Here is a 19,432-nt window from a genome sequence, read left to right on the forward strand (position 1 = left end):
TCCTTTGGTCGGAGGAAATCAATACGTCCAATCCACATGAGACAGCGGTGTTGCATTCAACTTTCGCCGAACCTCGACCCAGTGCGGCATATGTTGATCCATCAATTCGACAAACTTTGGCCCGTGGTTTGGTACGAAGAAATGAAGCATTTCATGAAGAATAATGTAATCAAGGCATTCCTGTGCCTTTTTAGCGAGATCCAAATTTATCCGAATATTCCGCGCAGCAGGATTGCAGCTACCCCATTTGGTTTTCATTCGTTGAATGAAAAGCTTGTTCACAGTCAGACCCAACCTTTTTTCCCAGTGTCCAACAAACTCAAGGGCCTTCGCGCGAAGTGACTCACGATAATAGTCATCCATAAGAGCACTCAATCCATCCCGCGCAAGTGGTCGCTGCGATGTAATAACTATTTTTTTATGCGTTACCGAGACCTCAGCCTTACCCTTCGCGTTATGCAATTCCAGAAGATAGCGTTTTCCCCAAAGATAATGGCTTTCTCTCTCTAAAAACTCCCTTGGCATCTCCCTTGGTTGTGCTAGCAACTTTTTTTGCTGGGACTTGATCCACTGCAGCTTTGAAATAGCAAAAACTCGGACACTATTCACCGTCATGTGCTCGGGAGCTGAAATCTTCACCCTGCCGGTGGGTGGATAAACGCTCAAATGCACGTTTTTGATATTCTTGAAGTGAATATCCACAGACACATCGCCAATATCCAAACGCGTGTGCATCAGTACTCCTGATTCGCTTTCAAAATTGCAAAAATTGTTTCTACTAGCGCCTCATCACCAAGAATTTCGAAAAGTGCGCCTTTTATCACAAGTTCCTTTGCCTGTACTCCGCGCCAATCATGCGGGCGAATCAATTTCACTTTGGCATCGACCTGGAGCGTCAGATCTTCGTTATTATCCAAGTTATTATACAGCGCCCTTTTGCCCGGCGTATCAAGATTTTCAGGTGCGTCATTCGGCTGCCCTTCTTCAACCTTGCACGCGATATCCGCTATGCGCTTCAGGTACTCCTCATACTCGATAGCCTTCGCCTTTCGGGCTGCGATGATTTCATCAAGGAGCGCCGAAATTTTCTCATAGTAAGCTGGATCATTCAGGTGTTCCTTGATGATCTTTCTGCGGACGTTGTTTTCAATTGTCTCGGCAATTGCATCCTTATTGCCCTTCAACCCGCCCAGCTGGGACGCGATGGCATCTGCAATGCCGGTTTTCACGATCAGTTCAACAAGGCTCATATTGTCAAATGGCGATATTTTCCGAGGTTCGTCAGCTTCGATGTATGTGTCGATCAGGTGCCGCATATCGGCCTCATAGGCCTTCAGGTCCAGGGTCTCACCGCTGGCCCTCTTGATGATTTCGCGCACATTGACGTAATGCTCGACCTGCCCCTTGATCCTGACTATATCCGCTGCCGAATAGCCCGCCGCTTCCATCTCGTCAGCGATATTGCCATAGGCACGCATCAACGATGCTGTTGCCTTATAGAGCGCTGAGCGTTGCGGTTCCCTCTCCTGAAGGTCTTCTGGCACTTCAGTGTTGCCACAGAAATAATGAATATGCTCCAACTCGCCCTCTGGGGGCTCAACAGGTTCACAAAGCAGCGCAAGCGCCTCAAGCGCCACGTCGAGCCGTTCTTTGCCTTTCTTTAGGCGATCTTGCAGCAGCACATTCGGATCAGACCCGCCCGCCGTGTCGTCCAGTTCATCGGATGAGTAGACAGCAATCGCGTTTTCGACCTTCTTGAACAGGTCCTTGTAATCGACGATGTAGCCGAAGTCTTTGTCGTCTCCATCCAGTCGGTTGGTCCGACAAATAGCTTGAAAGAGCCCATGATCCTGCATGGATTTATCGATATAGAGATAGGTGCAGGGCGGCGCATCAAAACCCGTCAGCAGTTTGTCCACCACAATCAGCAGCTTCATGTTCGCCGGTTCCTTGGAAAAAAGCGCCTTGGCCCATTCTTCATAGGTTTCGGTCTTGGTCATGCCTGGCTTGGCATCCACGCCCTTCAGCAGATCAGTATAAATGCTGTAAATGACCTCCTTGTCAGTTTCAGTGTTTGCTCCAGTTTCTTCCTTGGTCACGTCTTGAGCGTTCGGATTATAGGAGGTGATCAGCGCACACTTGCCCTTGAACGGCGTCTTCTGGAACAGAGCAAAATACTTGCACGCTTCCAAGATGCTAGAGGCGACGAGGATGGCGTTGCCCCGTTCGCTGGATAGGCGCGGCTTAACGCTGAAATCGAAAATGATGTCGCTGACCACACGGTCCATGCGTGAGCGGGAGCTGAGCACGTTCTGCATCGTGCCCCATTTTTTCTTCAGCTCATCGCGCTGCCAGTCGTTCAGGCCCTTGGTCTTCGCCTCGAACCACTGGTCAATTTTTTCCTCGGACCCAAGGCGCTGATCGATATCCCGCGCCTCGTAAATCAAGTCGAGCACCACCTCATCTTCAACCGCTTCGCTGAACTTGTAGGTGTGAATGTACCCGCCAAAAATCTCCATGCTCGTTTGCTTGTCTTTTTTCAGCAGCGGCGTGCCGGTAAAGCCGACAAAGATGGCATTGGGCATCATCGCCTTCATGGCCCGATGCAACTTGCCGCTTTGGGTACGGTGGCACTCATCGACAAAAACATACAGCTCCCCCACCGTCTTACTGGGCCGGGACTCTAGCTCTTTGATGAAGGCATCGAAGTCATCGACACCCTGGCGACCAAACTTGTGGACCAGCGAGCACAACAGGCGCGGCGTCGGCTGGGCAAGCTGGCTCATCAAATCCCGCCCGCTGCTTGTCCGCTTGATCGGTTCACCCGCATCGGTGAAGACACGCTCGATCTGCTTATCCAACTCATCGCGGTCGGTGATGATGGCAACACGGGCGTTAGGATTGTTCTCCAGAATCCACTTCGCCAACAGCACCATGACGATGCTTTTGCCTGACCCTTGAGTATGCCAGATGATCCCGCCTTGGCGCTGGCGGATATGCTCCTGCGCTGCCTTGATCCCGAAATACTGGTGCACACGGGGCAATTTCTTAACGCCGCCATCGAACAGCACAAAATTGTGCATCAGCTCGATCAGCCGGTCCTTGGCGCACATCTTTTTCAGGTATTTATCGAGCTTGTACCCGTCGTTATCGGCCTCATCTTCCTTCCACTTCAGGAAAAATTTTTCTTCGGTCCCGATTGCGCCGTATTGCAGCCCCTCGGAATCATTCCCAGCAAACACAAACTGGATTGTGCTGAAAAACCACTCGTTAAACTCAGGCCTTTGGTTCGACAAATTCTGCCGAATGCCGTCGCCAATGGAGACGCGGCTGTTCTTCAGCTCCAGAATGCCCACCGCGATACCATTGACGTAGAGCACGATGTCGGGGCGGCGCTCCAGCCCGCCCTTCAACGTCACTTCCTCGGCAACGGCAAAGTCGTTTTTCTCCGGATTCTGCCAATCGATCAGATGAACCTTCTCGGTCGGCTTGCCTGCCTCCACCTTCACGTCCACGCCATAGCGAAGCAGTGAGTAGACGGCCTTGTTGCGGCCATACAGACTTAGCTTCGTATCATTGGCGGCAACACGCAGCTGATATAGTGCGGCGCTAACGTGCGCCGCCGAATAGCCTCGAGATGTGAGGTATTTGGCCAGCAACCCCTCTTCGATATTACTGTTGCTGGGGCGGTCAGACCATTCACCAAGGTAGGCATAGCCAAGTTGGTCTTGGAACAGCTTGATGACTCGATTCTGCGTGACCCGTTCGGCCTGCCCCACGTTGCTCATCACATCCCCTTGAATAGCTTGAAACTGACCTGATAGCGGTAGAAGTCGATATTGCTGGTCGCCCGCAGGGCGCGCCTCAGTCGAAGATCATCTTCCAGGGCAATGATGCAGCCGCGCACGCTTTGATGCGGCTCGGCCAACTCATCAAGGACATAGCCCATATAGCGCTGTATCTGGCCGACCACAGCATCGCTGGCCCGGCCTTTCTTCAGCTCCACCACCAGCAGTTCCTTGCCGTCCTTACTGATGGCCAAAACATCAATAGGGCCGGTGTCGGACGGGTATTGCTGTCCTGCCGGTTCCCCATCTTCGGTGAAGATGTCGTACCCCTTGCCGAGTTCCGTGAAGGCCCAGTTCTGGACCAGAAAATCCTCAAGGTGCTTTTCAAGCGCAAAAACAGACGGGTCCTCGACCAACTCATCCGTCGCGATCAATTTTGGCGGCGTATTGCCCTCTAGAAAGCCATCGATTTCAACGGCGTGCTTGCTGATATTGCTAACGGTACCAATGGAGCCCGTAGAGCGTTGTAACCCTTCGCTCATTTCCGCACGCGCGATACTTTTTGGAAACCACTCCACCTTACGGCGGTGTCGCAACGTTTCGCCGGGCACATAGTAGTAATCGCTGACGACTTCGCCGATCCAGTAAGAGCCTTTGCCGTCGGGGCAAAGAACGATGTCACCCTTCTGGATGCCTTTGCAGATCGTATGCAGCATGCCGCAGGCAAGCCCCGCCGCCACCTTGGACTTGCCGGGGTTCGCCTCAAGATAGATCGAGATGAACTTGGCGTTGAAATCGCGCCAATTGTCAGTCAATTCGTGCGTCAGGTCGGGGGCAATGCCCCAGTCGCCGCCAAACCACCGGCCTTCATGACATTCCGAAGCAAAGGCGCTCTTCTGGCCTAGCATGATGCGATAATAGGATCGGTCCATATTCATACCAGCCGTATCCTTCCCGTCAGCAACTCCTGCATCATGCCTTGCTTGATTTGGCGGGCTTTGGCGAGCTTGGCTTCACAGGAAGATATCTCCGAATCCAAGTCTGAAATTATTGAAGCTATTGCGTGCTGCTCTGCAGGTTTCGGCACTGAGATTTCAATGCTTTCAATTGTTCTAGCGTTTAGACTAGGCACTCCGGATGCCTCATTAAATTTGTACCAATCTATAAGTAGAAACCGGTAAAAGAAAAACCTTGCAACATTTCCCGCTAACAGCTCTGAATAAAAAAGTGTATCGACCGTCCAGAAGGGTTCTTCGATATATTGAGGTCGATCGATAGTTCCCTTACGACCTATCAAAACGGACGACTTATCATAGAGAGGTCTTTTAGCGGTTCCTATCTGTCCACCTGTGGCCAGGATCGGATAGGGGCCATCTGCAACCGAGACCTCGTGCTGACTCTTGCCATGGCGAATGCGCAGGCATTGACCAATCGCCTTTGTCTCCCACTCCCCACTAAACCCAGGCAGGCGGCGTTTGCCGGTGAGGAGTTCCTGCATCGCGCCCTGTTTGATGAGTCGCTTCTTGGCGATCAGCTTTTCCAGCCCCTCAATCAGCGCATCCGCATCGCTCAACGCCTCGGCAATGGCGTGCTGTTCTTTAACGGGCGGCAGCAAAATTGGCATCCGAGCGATCATCTCGCGCCGGACAGAGTCGACGGACGACTTCGCCGTCATCTGCATAATGCGGTTGTAGAAATTTTCTGCGAAATAACGATAAAAATATCGTCCACATAAATCGTCGCCAAAATTATGGATTAGATAAACACGCTGATGAATGTCGCACTTTCCAGCGATATAGTGAAAAATCTTGCCTGTTCCGACTCCATCGCCCGCGGTCAGAACGCCTTCGCCATCAAAAGAGTAGCTATTGATTCTTTCGACTTTCTGGGATCGGACGAAGAAGGGGTATAAACCGTCCTCAACGCGATCTTGCGTGTTTCTCCCACCTGTCGTTATGTCGGCAACATCCTCGACACACTTGATACCCCAGTCTAACGGCACTAAACCAAGCTCAGTCTCATGGTAGCCGCTCTGACTCCGATGATTGGGTTGCGCAGCGCGTTCATCATTGGCTACAGCCTCCATCACCACGCAAACCCCATCTTTTCAAGATGCCCGTTGACCCTCGCTTCCAATGCCGCAACCTCGGCAACCAGATCGGGCATCCGGGTTTCGTAGCGTTCGGCGAGCGTGCGCACCCGCCCGGTCAGGGCCTGGCTAATGCGATCCATTTCGCCGTGGATCAATCCGTCCACCGTCGCCAGCCATTTGTCGTCCACCACCAGCGTCTTGATCTCCGCCTCGGTCAGCTTGGGGTATTGGGCATAGGCCTTGGCATCGAGGGCGACCTCGGCCTCCTTCAGCTGCTTCTTCAGGTCAGTCTCTTTTTTGGAGAGGGTAAGCCACTGATTGAGGATCGTTGCTTCCTCGGCGGCGTCCCTGTCGCCCTTAATTTCCTTTAGCCGTGCCGTCACCGCGCCCTTGTTGACCTTCTCCAATTCGGCAAGGGCACCGTCCTCCACGCCATGCTCCTCTTCCAGTTCGGTCATGGCCGCGCTGGCGGCTTCCAGCGCCGCCATCAGTTCTTCGATCTTCGCTTGTTCGGCAGCAAAGTAGCGGGCGACGATTAGCCTTTTGGGGATCAGGTCGCAGGTCCAGCCCTTGTCCTTTTCCTTGCCCTTCTTGTCCTTTTCGATGATGCGATAGGTCTCAGCCTTCCAGCCATCGGCAGCGATGAGGTAACAATCGTCCTGCATCACATCGGCCCAATAGTTCATCAGGTGCTGATAAACGTCATATTTATCGATCAGCGGTTTGCCGGTGTAATGGGCCAGCAGGTCTTCGGAGAGGTCGAAGATCACATCCTTGGGGTTACAGCCAGCAGCAAGGCTTTTTAGCGTTGCCGATGACCGGTGACGCCATTCATCAAACAGCGTGTTCATGCTGGCGATGAAGGTGGCGAATTCCGGATGATCATAAATGGTCTGCTTGATCGCAGATTTGTCGACCGTCAGATCCATGTAACCGGGGCGGTTATCGGCAAAGAGCGCCGCCTTCAGATTTGGGCACACCTGCCAATAGGCATCCAGGGCATCGATGTCAACGGCAGGGATTCCGCCCTTCAGGTGCGCCTCAATATCCTGTTTGTCCTCTGCCTTTTGGCTGTCGATGTAGCGCGGCAGGTTAAGGTTATAGTCGTTCTCCGCGATCTTCTCGTAAGGCACCATGCGGGAGAAAGCGGGGATGACAATCTGCTTGTTGAACGCATCGACGATCTTGTGAATATCCTGGCTGCGCAGGCGATTTTTGGGGCCGTCCTTCATGAAGCCTTGGGCCGCGTCGATCATGAAAATGCCCTTGCGGGCGGCGGCGTCCTTCTTGTCGATGACAACGATACAGGCCGGAATACCCGTGCCGTAAAACAGGTTCGCGGGCAGGCCGATAATGCCCTTGATGTAGCCCTTGCGGATCAGGTTGCGACGGATATCGGCCTCGGCATTGCCACGGAACAGAACGCCATGTGGCAGAATGCACGCGCCGCAGCCTGTGCTTTTGAGCGAGCGGATGATGTGAAGCAGATAGGCATAGTCGCCCTGCTTGCCAGGTGGAACACCGAAGGATTCAAAGCGGTTGTATGCATCGTTCAGCGGATCGAGCCCTGTGCTCCAGCGCTTGTCGCTGAAGGGCGGGTTAGCCACGACAAAGTCGAACTGCTTCAGGCCTTCGCCTTCCTTGTATTTCGGATCGGCGAGCGTGTTGCCCTGCTCGATCATCGCTATCGGGTTATTGTGCAGGATCATGTTCATACGGGCGAGACCGCTGGTGGCCGCATCCTTCTCCTGCCCGTAGAGCGTGAGCGCCGTCCCCGCCTCATCGCCGACTTTCAACAAAAGCGAGCCAGAGCCGCAAGTCGGGTCATAGACGGTGGTATCGGCAGAGGTGTGAGCGGCCTTGATGCCGATGACCTGCGCCATGATACGGCTCACCTCAGCCGGGGTATAGAACTGGCCCTTGCTTTTGCCGCTTTCGGTGGCGAAGTGGCGCATGAGATATTCATAGGCGTCGCCCAGGATGTCATCGCCATCGGCGCGGTTTTTGGAGAAGTCCAGCGCCGGGCGCTGGAAAATGCCGATCAGGTTGGTGAGACGATCCACCTTCTCCTTACCGTCACCAAGCTTTACCGAGTCATTGAAGTCAGGGAAGTCAGACTGTGAAAGCTGCTGGTTCGCGGCTGCCAGGGGAGCCACGATCTTCTTGTTTATCTGGTCGCCAATGTCAGACGTGCCTTTTAGCGCCACCATATCCGCGAAGCCGGACCCTTGAGGGACAGTGATAGGGGCATAGGGAACACCGGCGTATTTGTCGCTGATGTATTTGATGAACAGGAGTGAAAGGACATAGTCCTTGTACTGGCTGGCATCCATGCCGCCGCGCAACTCGTCACAGCTCGACCATAGGGAGCTATAGAGTTCAGATTTCTTGATTGCCATTCAGCTTTACTCTCGTTTCTATTTTTGCCCTGCCACGGGTCGATTCAAACCAGCCCAATCATAGGAGAAATTCACATCCAGCATTCTATAGGCAGTTCATGTGCGGTTTGCCCAGATATCAATGGAATGTTTCCAATCCGTAATTTCCGTTGAGCATGGCAAAGCCATGCGAATAAGCAGCAGCCCCTTGGGCCGTTCGGTACCGGTACCGAACCTATCCTGCCCCCGTCACGACAGGTGAAAGTTGTGCCATCTCGTGCACTATCATGCAATCTTTTGCATTTTCGTGCAATCTTGTGCACTCTCATGCATTCTTATGCAATACACTGTTATCATTCATTTTTTTGATATTCCTATTCTTACGAGAACATGCCTTTTTACCCTTGCGCAGTCGTCACCCGGTCGAGTAATCAAAAGAATCCCGATGCGTTTCTACAACCAGAACGAAATACGCATCATCGACAGGCAAGGGGCAGAAATGAGCGAAATCATTACCTTTCACTTCGATAACGTCGATTTTCGCGCCATCGAAATTGATGGTCAAATCTGGGCTGTGGGTAAAGATGTCTGTAAAGCACTTGGTTACCGGGATGCGGAAAACGGTTTGCGAAATCTCGATGAAGATGAAAAGGGTACACACATTGTGGGGACCCCTGGCGGTGATCAGAATTTGCTGATTATCAATGAAAGCGGTCTCTATTCACTGATCCTTCGAAGCAGGAAGCCGGAAGCAAAGCGCTTCAAAAAGTGGGTGACATCCGAAGTCCTGCCATCCATCCGCAACCCCGGCGCATATCATCATGCTGACACGACACTGGCAGCCCAAGGCACCGACCAGCATCAACTGATCGAAGCCCTTCGTGACAAAATCAGCCTGCTTGAAGAGAACCGTTCATTGGTTAAAGGGAAACTCACCCACGACAAGTTTAAGGGCGTTGCCCGCCTGCTTTTCGAAAAGACTGATTTCAATGACGAAACCATAGCCGAGATTCTCGCTCCCGGCATTGGCACCTACATGCCGGAATGGGTCTGCTGGCAAAGGCGATTGCATTAATTCGCCGCTACGGACCTTTGACGCTGCTCCGTGCGCTTCACCCATCACAAAAATATAACCAGAATACGAGGCTTCCTTGAGAGCTGGAATTTACGCTCGTCACTCGACTGACAAACAAGGGACGAGCTCAGAAGATCAAATCCGTCGCTGTCAGGAATTTTGCCGTTTCAAGGGATATGATGTCGTTAAGGTCTATCGGGACGAGGCCCTGTCCGGAGCACACATCGAAAATCGCCCCGGCATCAATGCCTTGCTGATCGGTGCGCTTGACGGTCGATTTGACGTTGTCATCGCAGAAGATCTAAGCCGCATCAGTCGTGATCAGGCCGATACAGCCAATTTCTTCAAGAAAATGATCTTCCTCGGTGTCCCGGTGGAAACTGTCAGCGAAGGGCTGATCAACGAGCTGCATATTGGCCTGAAAAGCACAATGAATGCTCTATATCTCAAGGATCTGGCCGAAAAAACCCATAGAGGCGTTATCGCAGCCGTCCTGCGTGGCGGCGTCCCTGGCGGCAAACTCTACGGCTATGATCTCGTGCACGCACTTGATGAAGCAGGCGAGCCTATACGCGGCAAGCGAACAATCAATCAGCAACAAGCCGCAATCGTTCGGGATATCTTCGCAGCCTATGCTTCCGGCCAGAAACTCAAGCATATCTGCGAAGACCTCAATCGACGTGGTATCGAAGCCCCAAACGGCGGCAAATGGGCTCCGACTACACTTGTCGGTTCTTTTGTCCGCCAGACCGGTCTGCTGCGACAGACGCTCTATAACGGCACCATAACGTTCAACAAGATGCAGTATCGCAAGCATCCGGAAACCGGCAAACGTCTCTCGGTGATGCGTCCGGAAAGCGAATGGGTAACAGTGCCGATCCCCGAAATGGCTATTGTCGATGAAAACCTGTTTGCCAAGGTGCAGCGGGCTCTTGATGTACGTTCGGCCAGGCAACGCGAACGCAAGCTGACTCCGAAAGTCACGACCGCCGACGAAAAGCGCGAACAGGCCATCAATCGGTCACGGGAATGGCGACGCAATCAGGCCATCACCAGCAAACGCGTGAACGCGGTCTTTGGCGGCAAGCTCTATTGCGCTAAGCATGGCGAGCCGATTGTTGCGACCTATGCCCGGCACTATTCCTGCAAATCGAAAGGCTGCCCGAACCGGAGCCTCAGTTATGACCAGATCATCGCAATGGTGATCAAATCAATCAGTAGGCTTGATCAGGACATGATCGAGGCACATTTCGACAATGCAGACATGGTAAAGAGGCGGTCCAAACTTGAAGGCGAGGTCAAGCGACTGAGAAAAGAGCTTGAGGATATACGCACAGGCCTGAACAAGGTAATTGATGCTCTGGGCCCCGATGCTAGGTCTCATGAAATCCGCGCATTCTTCGATGACAAGTCAGAACAGATCCATCGCACGAAACTCGATATTTCCCGATGCGAACGGCAACTGGCCGATACATCACTCCCGAAAAGCATCGACCGTATTCTTGCTCAACACAACAAACTGATTACCAAATTACAGGTCTGGTCCCGAGACCCTGAAGCGGTGATCCCGCTTCGCCAAATCATCGACAGACTGACCATTCATTCCACTTGGGATGAGATCGAGGAAAGCTGGGATCGAAGATGCGAGGTGACGTTTGACTTTCCCGCGATCATCGCTGCCGATAAACGGCTTTCTTCCTGACTGTAACATGATTGCGCCCAACACCAAATCAGGGCATGGATTTAACCAAAGGCTCACTTATAAGTGGAGGAAAGTTAGGGCCCAGGTCAAAATAACCTTCAAACAATGAGCCGACAATACTCCAAGAAACATCTAGGATCACAGTTTCCCCTTTATCAAAGTTTAGATAATTACGGCTCCCACCCCCCTACTTCTGCAGCGACTGCAGTAAAGTAACTTGGAAACAGAGGTAGAACATACCTAACTATTTCCTCGTTCTGACAGATTGCATGGACAGCGCCTCGGTCAACCGCATGCGGCCAAACTTGGCCGAGGAAAGTTGCAACATGGCGATCTGCAAAACCTGCCTCATGGAATGCCAACGCTGCTGCATCGGTGAGACCAGTCTTAATCTGGCGTTGTAGTAACGACGCGGCATTATGTAAAGTTTCGTCCATATCCTCTGCTAGATCGGCAATTGAGGCGACTATCATCGCCGCATCATAACCGAATCCCCCTTCACAAAGCGCCACCACATCTTCCACTTTGGGCTTAAGCCTCCTTCCACCAACCCGAGCATTTACTTCCAACAGTGTTGTAAGAATACGAGCAAAGCTATGCCCTGATACCCACTCATCAAGCACCCTGGGGATCACTGTTTGATCACTAATAGCAGCAATCTTAGATGAAGATACGAAGGCAAGCACTGTAGGAGTGATTTGTTCCAATAATCGTCCTTCTGAAGCCGCCTCCTTGAGCACCTTTAGATTCTCAACGAGCCATTCTCGCAACGCAGTTATCGTCCTAGGTGGCAGCGGTGAACGTCGGATGAGAGAACGCTCACCGGCATCTGTATTTGCCGCGATAGACTCGCCGATCACCCGAAACAACAGTAAAAGAAGAGGTTTGGTATTTTCGTCAGCGAGGTGATAGGCGAGCGTACTGGTCGCCAGCTCCGCTATCTTCTCGTCAGCATCCTCACCTTCGCCAAACGTCATATTTGCAGTTAGAAAAGCCCCAATATTCTGGACTACCCGAGCTCTTCGATTAATAAACTTGCGAAAGTTTACTGAGTTTATCTCTGGCTCAAGTTCGATTGCGCTAGCCACCACTAGCTCCACCTTTTCTGTATCGGCAAACACCAGATCCAGCCAGTCAAGCTGCATCTCCACTTCAAATTGAGCACCGCGCTCGGTGTAAGGCTCAAACAAGCCGAGGATCGCACTGCTTGATGGTTCAGAATTGGCCGGATCAAGCAACCTAACAGCTTCTCCCCAATTATGTCGACCACGACCCCAGCGGTTGCGTTGGTCGTAAGTAGCTGGGGCTGAGAAAATGACACTTCCCTCCGTATGCATTCCAGCACGCCCGGCACGTCCCATAAGGTTGTGGAAATCTCGAACAAGCATATCCTCACCACCCTGACGGGTTGAGGTAACAATTAGATACTTAAGTGGAAAATTGACGCCTTGAGCTAGGGTAGAAGTACAAACAACAAACTTCGCGCGGTCGAACTTCATTGCATGTTCAATCGAGAGCCGCAGGCCATGGGGGGTATCTGCACTATGCGAAAAGATACCGAGGCTCGCAGCCCTAGTCACAGGAGCATTCGCCCCAAGCTGGTATTCAGCAAGAGCTCGAATAGATTCGACCTCCTCTGAATCGGAGTACGCAATGGGCCACTCCATCTCAAGGTTACGTTCAGCGAGATCAACGGCACGCTTAGCAACGGTCGTCACACTATCCTTACGCCCGCAGAAAACTGCCACACTACCATTTCTGACCACGTGAAGCCCCAGAAAAAGCCCCACATCACTTCCAGTTCTCGTGGGAAACCTTCTCTCTGCTGTCTCCTTTCCACGTGCCTGAAGAACAGTTTCTTCGATGACACGTGGGACGTAGAACTCACGCTCATCTGGGTCTTGTGGGTCGACGTACTCGAGACGTCCGCGTTGGTCTTGCCAACTGGAGAAGGCGATACTTTTGGACGTTGGCAGTAGACCAACTCCATCTAGAACCGCCTCACGATCCCCGATCAACCATTCTGCGACATCACCAGCGTTCCCGATAACTGCCGAAATCAAAATGATCTGTGTCTCAGGACGAAGTGCCATGCGAAGCGATGTAAGCAATAACTCATATGTCGGTCCGCGCGCCATTCCGTCAAACTGATGGCCTTCATCGTAGATCATCAACCCTATCTGGTCGGCAAGTTCAGGTGCACGCCGAAGCATGTACAATAGCTTTTCTGGCGTTAAAACTAGGACTGACTCGGCTGCAAAAAGAGCATCAAGAGAGAGATCAAACTGATACGAGTCCGACGCTTCATCAAGACGGATGTTCTCGCCACTGAACGCTACAACAAGGTCACCCCGTATATCGTGACAAAGCGACCGATATGGGGCAACGATAACAGCTAGCCGTGCACGTTGGGACAGGAAAGCAGAACGAATGATCAGTTCAGTCGCGCGAGTCTTTCCAGCGCTAGTCGGCATCTGGATAACTACGGACCTCCCCTCTAGCACTCCAGCCTCCGCAATCCGTTTTTGTGCAGGCCACAACTCCAAAGGAAAACGCGGCTTTTCAAGTGCAGACCGCCATAACTGTATATCGAGGCGGGATGCTATAGGAAGTATCGTACGAGCTGCATTTTTGAGTTTTAGGGCGCAAACAGCCCCAATCAGATCAGCAAAGAGTAATTCACGCGGTGATCCATTTGTTTGGAAGTAGCGTCGCAATTGTTCAGTGGCGGTAGCCACCACTGCGGGGTCTCCCTGTAGATTGAAAAATTCCACCAAGGAACCAAGTAAAGTGTTTGTCTTTTCGTGATGGTTATGCTCGACATCAATTGGCTGAAACTGGTTTTGCAATATCGAATATAACAGGAAAGCTAAGCCACCCGCGATTTCCAGGCTTGGCGCTTCCATTTGTCGAACGATAACAGCAGCACTACCGACGCTGCCACTGATGTAGTAAGTTGTCGCGCATAAAAGTGACAACTCGGGAGTTAGCTCAACATCCAGTTCCGCGTTGATGTAGGAATCGAAAAATGTTGAAGCGAAACGCAGTGATACTTGCGGTTCGGCACCATCTTCCCTCCAGCCAGCGGGAGTAGGCAAGACTTCCTCGCCATGCGCAAAACCGTCACCAATTTGGTCTGCGATAGCCGACGCTATCTCGCCGAGGATAGCGATCGCAAGCCCAAAGAGGATCGCCGGATCGCGCGGCAGTTCGTTGAAGTCGCCCTCAGGTACACGGAACTCATGCATCTTTGCACGAGCTCGAGTCGTCGAAAGTACATTTTGAGCGTTTGCCTCAGGCCTCATCAGCAGCTCTCTCATAAAGCGAATGAACCATCTGCATAAGCGATGGGCCCTTAATGACAATCAGCTGTATGTTATCAGAATTGTAATGATTTGAAGCGTCAACTGCACTCAGGTCTGTTTCTGCGAACACATCGTCGTCAAGAATTGCTGCGGCACCGCTTATCCGGCGAAATGGCCTGTCGGCCATGTTCTGAAAACGTTTCACACGGGCAACTTTGTCCATCTCCTCGCGCCCCAAAAACTTTTGTTTGATGGCATTCAGACTCATTGCTTCCCGGAGTTTGTCCTTGTCACTGTCGGTAACAGCGTCTTGCAAACGGTTTTTGTCTGACTTTGACATTCCAGACTTTGCCTCAAAAATGAAGAGCTCGTCGCCCGGGCTATTCTGGCCATCAGCGACAAACCTGAATCCAATAACGTCGCAACCTTTTGTTGAATCGTTACGGTTCCAACGCTCTTGGTAGCGCAGTTCACGTGGACACCAATACCCCAGCAAATACTCAATATAGTCGGCGACAAGGATTTCACCGAAATCTCCCGAACGGAGGCTGGGACCCGGCGCCACTTTTGCGTCTGGAAATAGCACATCACGCAAATACTCCGCATTTGTCTTACCCGTACCCGCCACCATTTCCGGAAGGTCAGCATCAGAAATATAGTGCTTGCGAAAGTGAGTAGCCCATTCCGATAAAATCGCTTCCTTGTCCTTTAGATTTAGCTCCCATATCTCAATGTCCCGTCCACAAGCGCTCTTCTTGTGTTGACCAACCTTGGTTAACCGCCCCACATGTCCTGGGATCGCCAATTTGCACCCCCACTATGCTTTTTTCACCTTTAGAATATACACACTTATGGGCGATGACAGCTTATTTTTGGTTGATATTCCTCCGAACATCACATCAAATGATATTGAGTAATAATCTTGAAGCCTTTCCCATTGCTCGCCACCCGCGTCCACAATGCTTCCAAACACAAAAACGCCTGTCAAACTCCTCGATATCGTGGATCAGTGCATAACCGGCAGCCCCGGGGGAAGCCAGATCGCAAGCCTGCAAGCAGTGCGGGGCAACGGTAACATCACAGGCTCCGTTCCAACGTCGAATGCGCGACATAGCAGCCACCTGATGACGAAACACCTCAAGCCGCACTTCAAACGACATGGAAATATGATCAAAGGACATCATCAGCTCACGCATGACACATCTCCGATCAGCAATCCCCGGCTCCCGGCAACGGCTTCAATGACCGGCATCAAATGATGACGCGTTATGTCCTGAACGCACCTGTTCCGGGCTTTTAAGTCGATTGTGTTGCCATTAACAACCGCGCGGATCTGCGATAGCCAGAGACGCGGATTGCGACATCCGGGAATGTCGGCCTGTGCAACAACCTGACATATGTCGTGCCATTCCGAGGGATCAGAGGGATCACAAAGATCAGGAACAGCATCCGCCTTTTCTTCTTCGAAGCATTTGGCAACCAACCCATCAAGAATATCCAGCACACCAAGCCGTGAGGGCCTTTTTCCCCGTCGTTTAACCTCTTCCAAAGCCTGCTGAACGGCATCAAACCCGACACGGTCAATGGCCTCATTCACGCGCAAACAGGCATTGGCCAGCGTCCAGGGATCGGCACAAAGGCGCTGCCACTCTCTTGTCAGGATCAAGCATTGATCATCGACGGAAGGCAGGATGACGGCCCCCGTGCCGCTTGTGGCATGGGCGTGGGCCTGTTCCTTCTCATCCGTGTTACCCTCTTTATCCGTGTTCATATTGGAACCGGCACCACATGCCGGTTTAACACCGGAATCAGGTGCCGGTTTGAGGGAACCAGATGCCGCTTTGGCTCCCAGCCCGACCAGCTGATAGGCGTTGCGATTGCGCAGCCGTCCGGCACACCGTACCAGACGCCGGATCAGACCAAGCTGTTCAAGACGTTTAAGAGCCTGACGGACCTTGCGCTCTGATAACCCGGCTTCGCAGGCGATAGTTTCAATTCTGGGGAAGCAGTCCTGGGTTCGGTCATTGACGTGCGATGCCAGAACCACGGCAACGCAAATCTCCGAAGTGCTGAGATCCTCGTGATCGAAGATCTCGTTTTGCACCCATTGCCAGCGGGCAACGGCAGATGTTCCGGCAGGTGCAGACTGTACGGCACCTTTGCGGATTTCGGCGTATGTATGAAGGGATGTCATGTTTGGTATCGGCGGAGTTTTGCTCTCGCATTTGCACTTGACAAAGCGATCCTGTTACCTAAACTGGTACTCAGATTTTGCGACTGAGGCAGTTTAAGCCTTTTCAAAGACCCGTTGGTTGCCGCCGACGGGTTTTTTATTGCCTAAATTCTTGAAAAGTCAGGAAAAACTAAAACTCGGAACTGCCGTCTCCTCTTTTTGAGGAGTGTCCCCGAACTTTTTCTCTTGTTTCGCGAATCCGTCGAGTCTATATCTCAAAACTCGACGGATCGGAAAGAGTGGTTGCGGGGGCAGGATTTGAACCTGCGGCCTTCAGGTTATGAGCCTGACGAGCTACCGGGCTGCTCCACCCCGCGTCAGGGTGATGATTAACCGGTGGGTTAAATAGATAACGCCGCATCATGGAGTGAGGCGGCGCTGGATGTTTTGTGTGATGAGGGAATATTTGCTGTGTTTTGAAGGCCCGGCGGTGACCTACTCTCCCGTGCCTTAAGACAAAGTACCATCGGCGCAGGCAGGTTTCACTTCTGAGTTCGGGATGGGATCAGGTGGTTCCCGGCCGCTATGGCCACCGGGCCGTCGAAACACAGCGAAGAGATCGGAGATTTTGTGATGCGATATTGGTTGATTGCGTATTTGCGGGTTTTACCGCTGCGCAAGAAGTCAGAATGTTCAATTAGCAAGAGGGATCAATCAAGCCGATCGATCAATTAGTACTGGTTAGCTTCACGTGTTGCCACGCTTCCACACCCAGCCTATCAACCTGGTGGTCTTCCAGGGATCTGATAGGGATACCTAGTCTTGAAGGGGGCTTCCCGCTTAGATGCTTTCAGCGGTTATCCCTTCCGCACTTAGCTACCCGGCGATGCTCCTGGCGGAACAACCGGTACACCCAGAGGTGCGTCCATCCCGGTCCTCTCGTACTAGGGACAGCTCTTCTCAAGTATCCTACGCCCACGGCAGATAGGGACCGAACTGTCTCACGACGTTCTAAACCCAGCTCACGTACCACTTTAATTGGCGAACAGCCAAACCCTTGGGACCTGCTCCAGCCCCAGGATGTGATGAGCCGACATCGAGGTGCCAAACACTCCCGTCGATGTGGACTCTTGGGGAGTATCAGCCTGTTATCCCCGGCGTACCTTTTATCCGTTGAGCGATGGCCCTTCCACGCGGGACCACCGGATCACTATGACCGACTTTCGTCTCTGCTCGACTTGTCAGTCTCGCAGTCAGGCAGGCTTTTGCCATTGCACTCTTAAGCTGATGTCCGACCAGCCTGAGCCTACCATCGCGCGCCTCCGTTACTCTTTGGGAGGCGACCGCCCCAGTCAAACTACCCGCCATGCAGGGTCCCGGATCCGGATAACGGACCTCGGTTAGATATCAGGAAGCAAAAGGGCGGTATCTCAAAGGTGGCTCCACCGAAGCTGGCGCTTCGGGTTCATAGCCTCCCGCCTATTCTGCACATTCACATCCTGATACCACTGCAAAGCTGTAGTAAAGGTGCACGGGGTCTTTCCGTCTGACCGCGGGTACTCCGCATCTTCACGGAGAATTCAATTTCGCTGAGTCGATGTTGGAGACAGTGGGGAAGTCGTTACGCCATTCGTGCAGGTCGGAACTTACCCGACAAGGAATTTCGCTACCTTAGGACCGTTATAGTTACGGCCGCCGTTTACCGGGGCTTCAATTCAATGCTTGCACATCTCCTCTTAACCTTCCGGCACCGGGCAGGCGTCAGACCCTATACGTCGTCTTGCGACTTCGCAGAGCCCTGTGTTTTTAGTAAACAGTCGCCACCCCCTGGTCTGTGCCCCCACCGTAAAGTTGCCTTCACGGTGGGCCCCCTTCTCCCGAAGTTACGGGGGCAATTTGCCGAGTTCCTTCAACATCGTTCTCTCAAGCGCCTTGGTATATTCAACCTGCCCACCTGTGTCGGTTTCGGGTACGGTCCATATGTGAGAGTTATTTCCTGGACCTCCTTGGCAGCTTCTCCAATCCAATAAGGAAAAACTACTTCCAGAGGCCGTCACTTCTCACGGGTACAGGAATATTAACCTGTTTCCCATCGACTACGCGTTTCCGCCTCGTCTTAGGGGCCGACTCACCCTGCGCGGATTGGCCTTGCGCAGGAACCCTTGGGCTTTCGGCGAGGGAGGTTCTCACTCCCTTTGTCGCTACTCATGTCAGCATTCTCGCTTCCGATACCTCCAGCATACCTTACGGTACACCTTCACAGGCTTACGGAACGCTCCGCTACCACTTGTTCTATAAAGAACAAATCCGCAGTTTCGGTGTGTGGCTTGAGCCCCGGTACATCTTCGGCGCGGGACAGCTTATTTAGACCAGTGAGCTGTTACGCTTTCTTTAAACGATGGCTGCTTCTAAGCCAACGTCCTGGTTGTCTTGGCCGTCCTACATCCTTTCCCACTTAGCCACAACTTTGGGACCTTAACTGGCGGTCTGGGCTGTTTCCCTCTCGACCACGGACCTTAGCACCCGTAGTCTGTCTGCCAGATAGTACTCATCGGTATTCGGAGTTTGATTAGGTTTGGTAAGCCGGTAAGGCCCCCTAGCCCATTCAGTGCTCTACCCCCGATGGTATTCGTCTGACGCTCTACCTAAATAGATTTCGCGGAGAACCAGCTATCTCCAGGTTTGATTGGCCTTTCACCCCTAACCACAAGTCATCCCCGTCTTTTTCAACAGACGTGGGTTCGGTCCTCCAGTGACTGTTACATCACCTTCAACCTGCTCATGGCTAGATCACCTGGTTTCGGGTCTAATCCCACAAACTCAATCGCCCTATTCAGACTCGCTTTCGCTGCGCCTACACCTATCGGCTTAAGCTCGCTTGTAAGACTAACTCGCTGACCCATTATGCAAGAGGTACGC

11 protein-coding genes, 1 tRNA gene and 2 rRNA genes (1 of these 14 running past the window's edge) are annotated in these 19,432 nt (G+C 52.4%); 2 read left to right on the forward strand and 12 right to left on the reverse strand.

The window, feature by feature from the left end; genetic code table 11:
- Positions 1-18: 18 nt before the first annotated feature.
- From TH3_RS13395 to TH3_RS13415, 5 genes are read right to left on the reverse strand one after another with little or no spacing between them, the layout of a single operon-like run.
- Positions 19-735, reverse strand: coding sequence for a M48 family metallopeptidase (locus tag TH3_RS13395; RefSeq protein WP_007092372.1), 717 nt, complete (start codon positions 733-735; stop codon positions 19-21).
- Positions 735-3,788 (reverse strand): type I restriction endonuclease subunit R, encoded by a 3,054-nt coding sequence (locus TH3_RS13400; RefSeq protein WP_007092371.1) that lies wholly within the window; start codon positions 3,786-3,788, stop codon positions 735-737. The genes TH3_RS13395 and TH3_RS13400 overlap by 1 nt, the downstream gene beginning before the upstream one ends.
- On the reverse strand, positions 3,788-4,726 hold the full coding sequence (locus TH3_RS13405) for an endonuclease NucS domain-containing protein (protein ID WP_007092370.1): 939 nt from the start codon (positions 4,724-4,726) through the stop codon (positions 3,788-3,790). Before TH3_RS13405 ends, TH3_RS13400 begins: the two co-directional genes overlap by 1 nt.
- The gene (locus TH3_RS13410; RefSeq protein WP_007092369.1) at positions 4,723-5,874 is read right to left on the reverse strand and encodes a restriction endonuclease subunit S; all 1,152 of its coding nucleotides are present in this window, start codon (positions 5,872-5,874) and stop codon (positions 4,723-4,725) included. The genes TH3_RS13405 and TH3_RS13410 overlap by 4 nt, the downstream gene beginning before the upstream one ends.
- Entirely contained in the window at positions 5,874-8,279 is a 2,406-nt protein-coding gene (locus TH3_RS13415; protein WP_040059938.1) for a type I restriction-modification system subunit M, read from the reverse strand. Before TH3_RS13415 ends, TH3_RS13410 begins: the two co-directional genes overlap by 1 nt.
- Before the next feature lie 424 nt (positions 8,280-8,703).
- Here TH3_RS13415 and TH3_RS22440 point away from each other — a divergent pair, with 424 nt between their 5' ends.
- Together TH3_RS22440 and TH3_RS22445 are read left to right on the forward strand one after the other, a co-directional pair.
- Complete coding sequence (locus tag TH3_RS22440; RefSeq protein WP_052268372.1) at positions 8,704-9,333, forward strand: BRO-N domain-containing protein; 630 nt, start codon at positions 8,704-8,706, stop codon at positions 9,331-9,333.
- Between the two features lie 76 nt (positions 9,334-9,409).
- A complete protein-coding gene (locus TH3_RS22445) occupies positions 9,410-11,035 on the forward strand; it encodes a recombinase family protein (protein ID WP_082242498.1) in 1,626 nt (541 codons plus the stop codon).
- A gap of 170 nt (positions 11,036-11,205) precedes the next feature.
- Here TH3_RS22445 and TH3_RS13430 read toward each other — a convergent pair whose 3' ends face one another.
- The 7 genes from TH3_RS13430 to TH3_RS13460 all read right to left on the reverse strand — a co-directional run.
- Positions 11,206-14,355: a DEAD/DEAH box helicase gene (locus TH3_RS13430; RefSeq protein WP_174441860.1), complete on the reverse strand. Its 3,150-nt coding sequence runs from the start codon at positions 14,353-14,355 to the stop codon at positions 11,206-11,208.
- On the reverse strand, positions 14,330-15,145 hold the full coding sequence (locus tag TH3_RS13435) for a Hachiman antiphage defense system protein HamA (protein WP_202965940.1): 816 nt from the start codon (positions 15,143-15,145) through the stop codon (positions 14,330-14,332). Before TH3_RS13435 ends, TH3_RS13430 begins: the two co-directional genes overlap by 26 nt.
- Positions 15,146-15,239: 94 nt before the next feature.
- The gene (locus TH3_RS13440) at positions 15,240-15,536 is read right to left on the reverse strand and encodes a hypothetical protein (RefSeq protein WP_007092530.1); all 297 of its coding nucleotides are present in this window, start codon (positions 15,534-15,536) and stop codon (positions 15,240-15,242) included.
- A complete protein-coding gene (locus TH3_RS13445) occupies positions 15,524-16,534 on the reverse strand; it encodes a helix-turn-helix domain-containing protein (protein ID WP_007092531.1) in 1,011 nt (336 codons plus the stop codon). The genes TH3_RS13440 and TH3_RS13445 overlap by 13 nt, the downstream gene beginning before the upstream one ends.
- Positions 16,535-16,813: 279 nt before the next feature.
- A tRNA-Met gene (locus tag TH3_RS13450) sits at positions 16,814-16,890 on the reverse strand.
- Positions 16,891-16,995: 105 nt separating this feature from the next.
- A 5S ribosomal RNA gene (rrf, locus tag TH3_RS13455) occupies positions 16,996-17,110 on the reverse strand.
- Positions 17,111-17,223: 113 nt separating this feature from the next.
- Positions 17,224-19,432 (reverse strand): 23S ribosomal RNA (locus tag TH3_RS13460) (it continues 542 nt past the right edge of the window).

This window comes from Thalassospira xiamenensis M-5 = DSM 17429 (assembly GCF_000300235.2).
GTDB classification, from domain to species: Bacteria; Pseudomonadota; Alphaproteobacteria; order Rhodospirillales; family Thalassospiraceae; genus Thalassospira; species Thalassospira xiamenensis.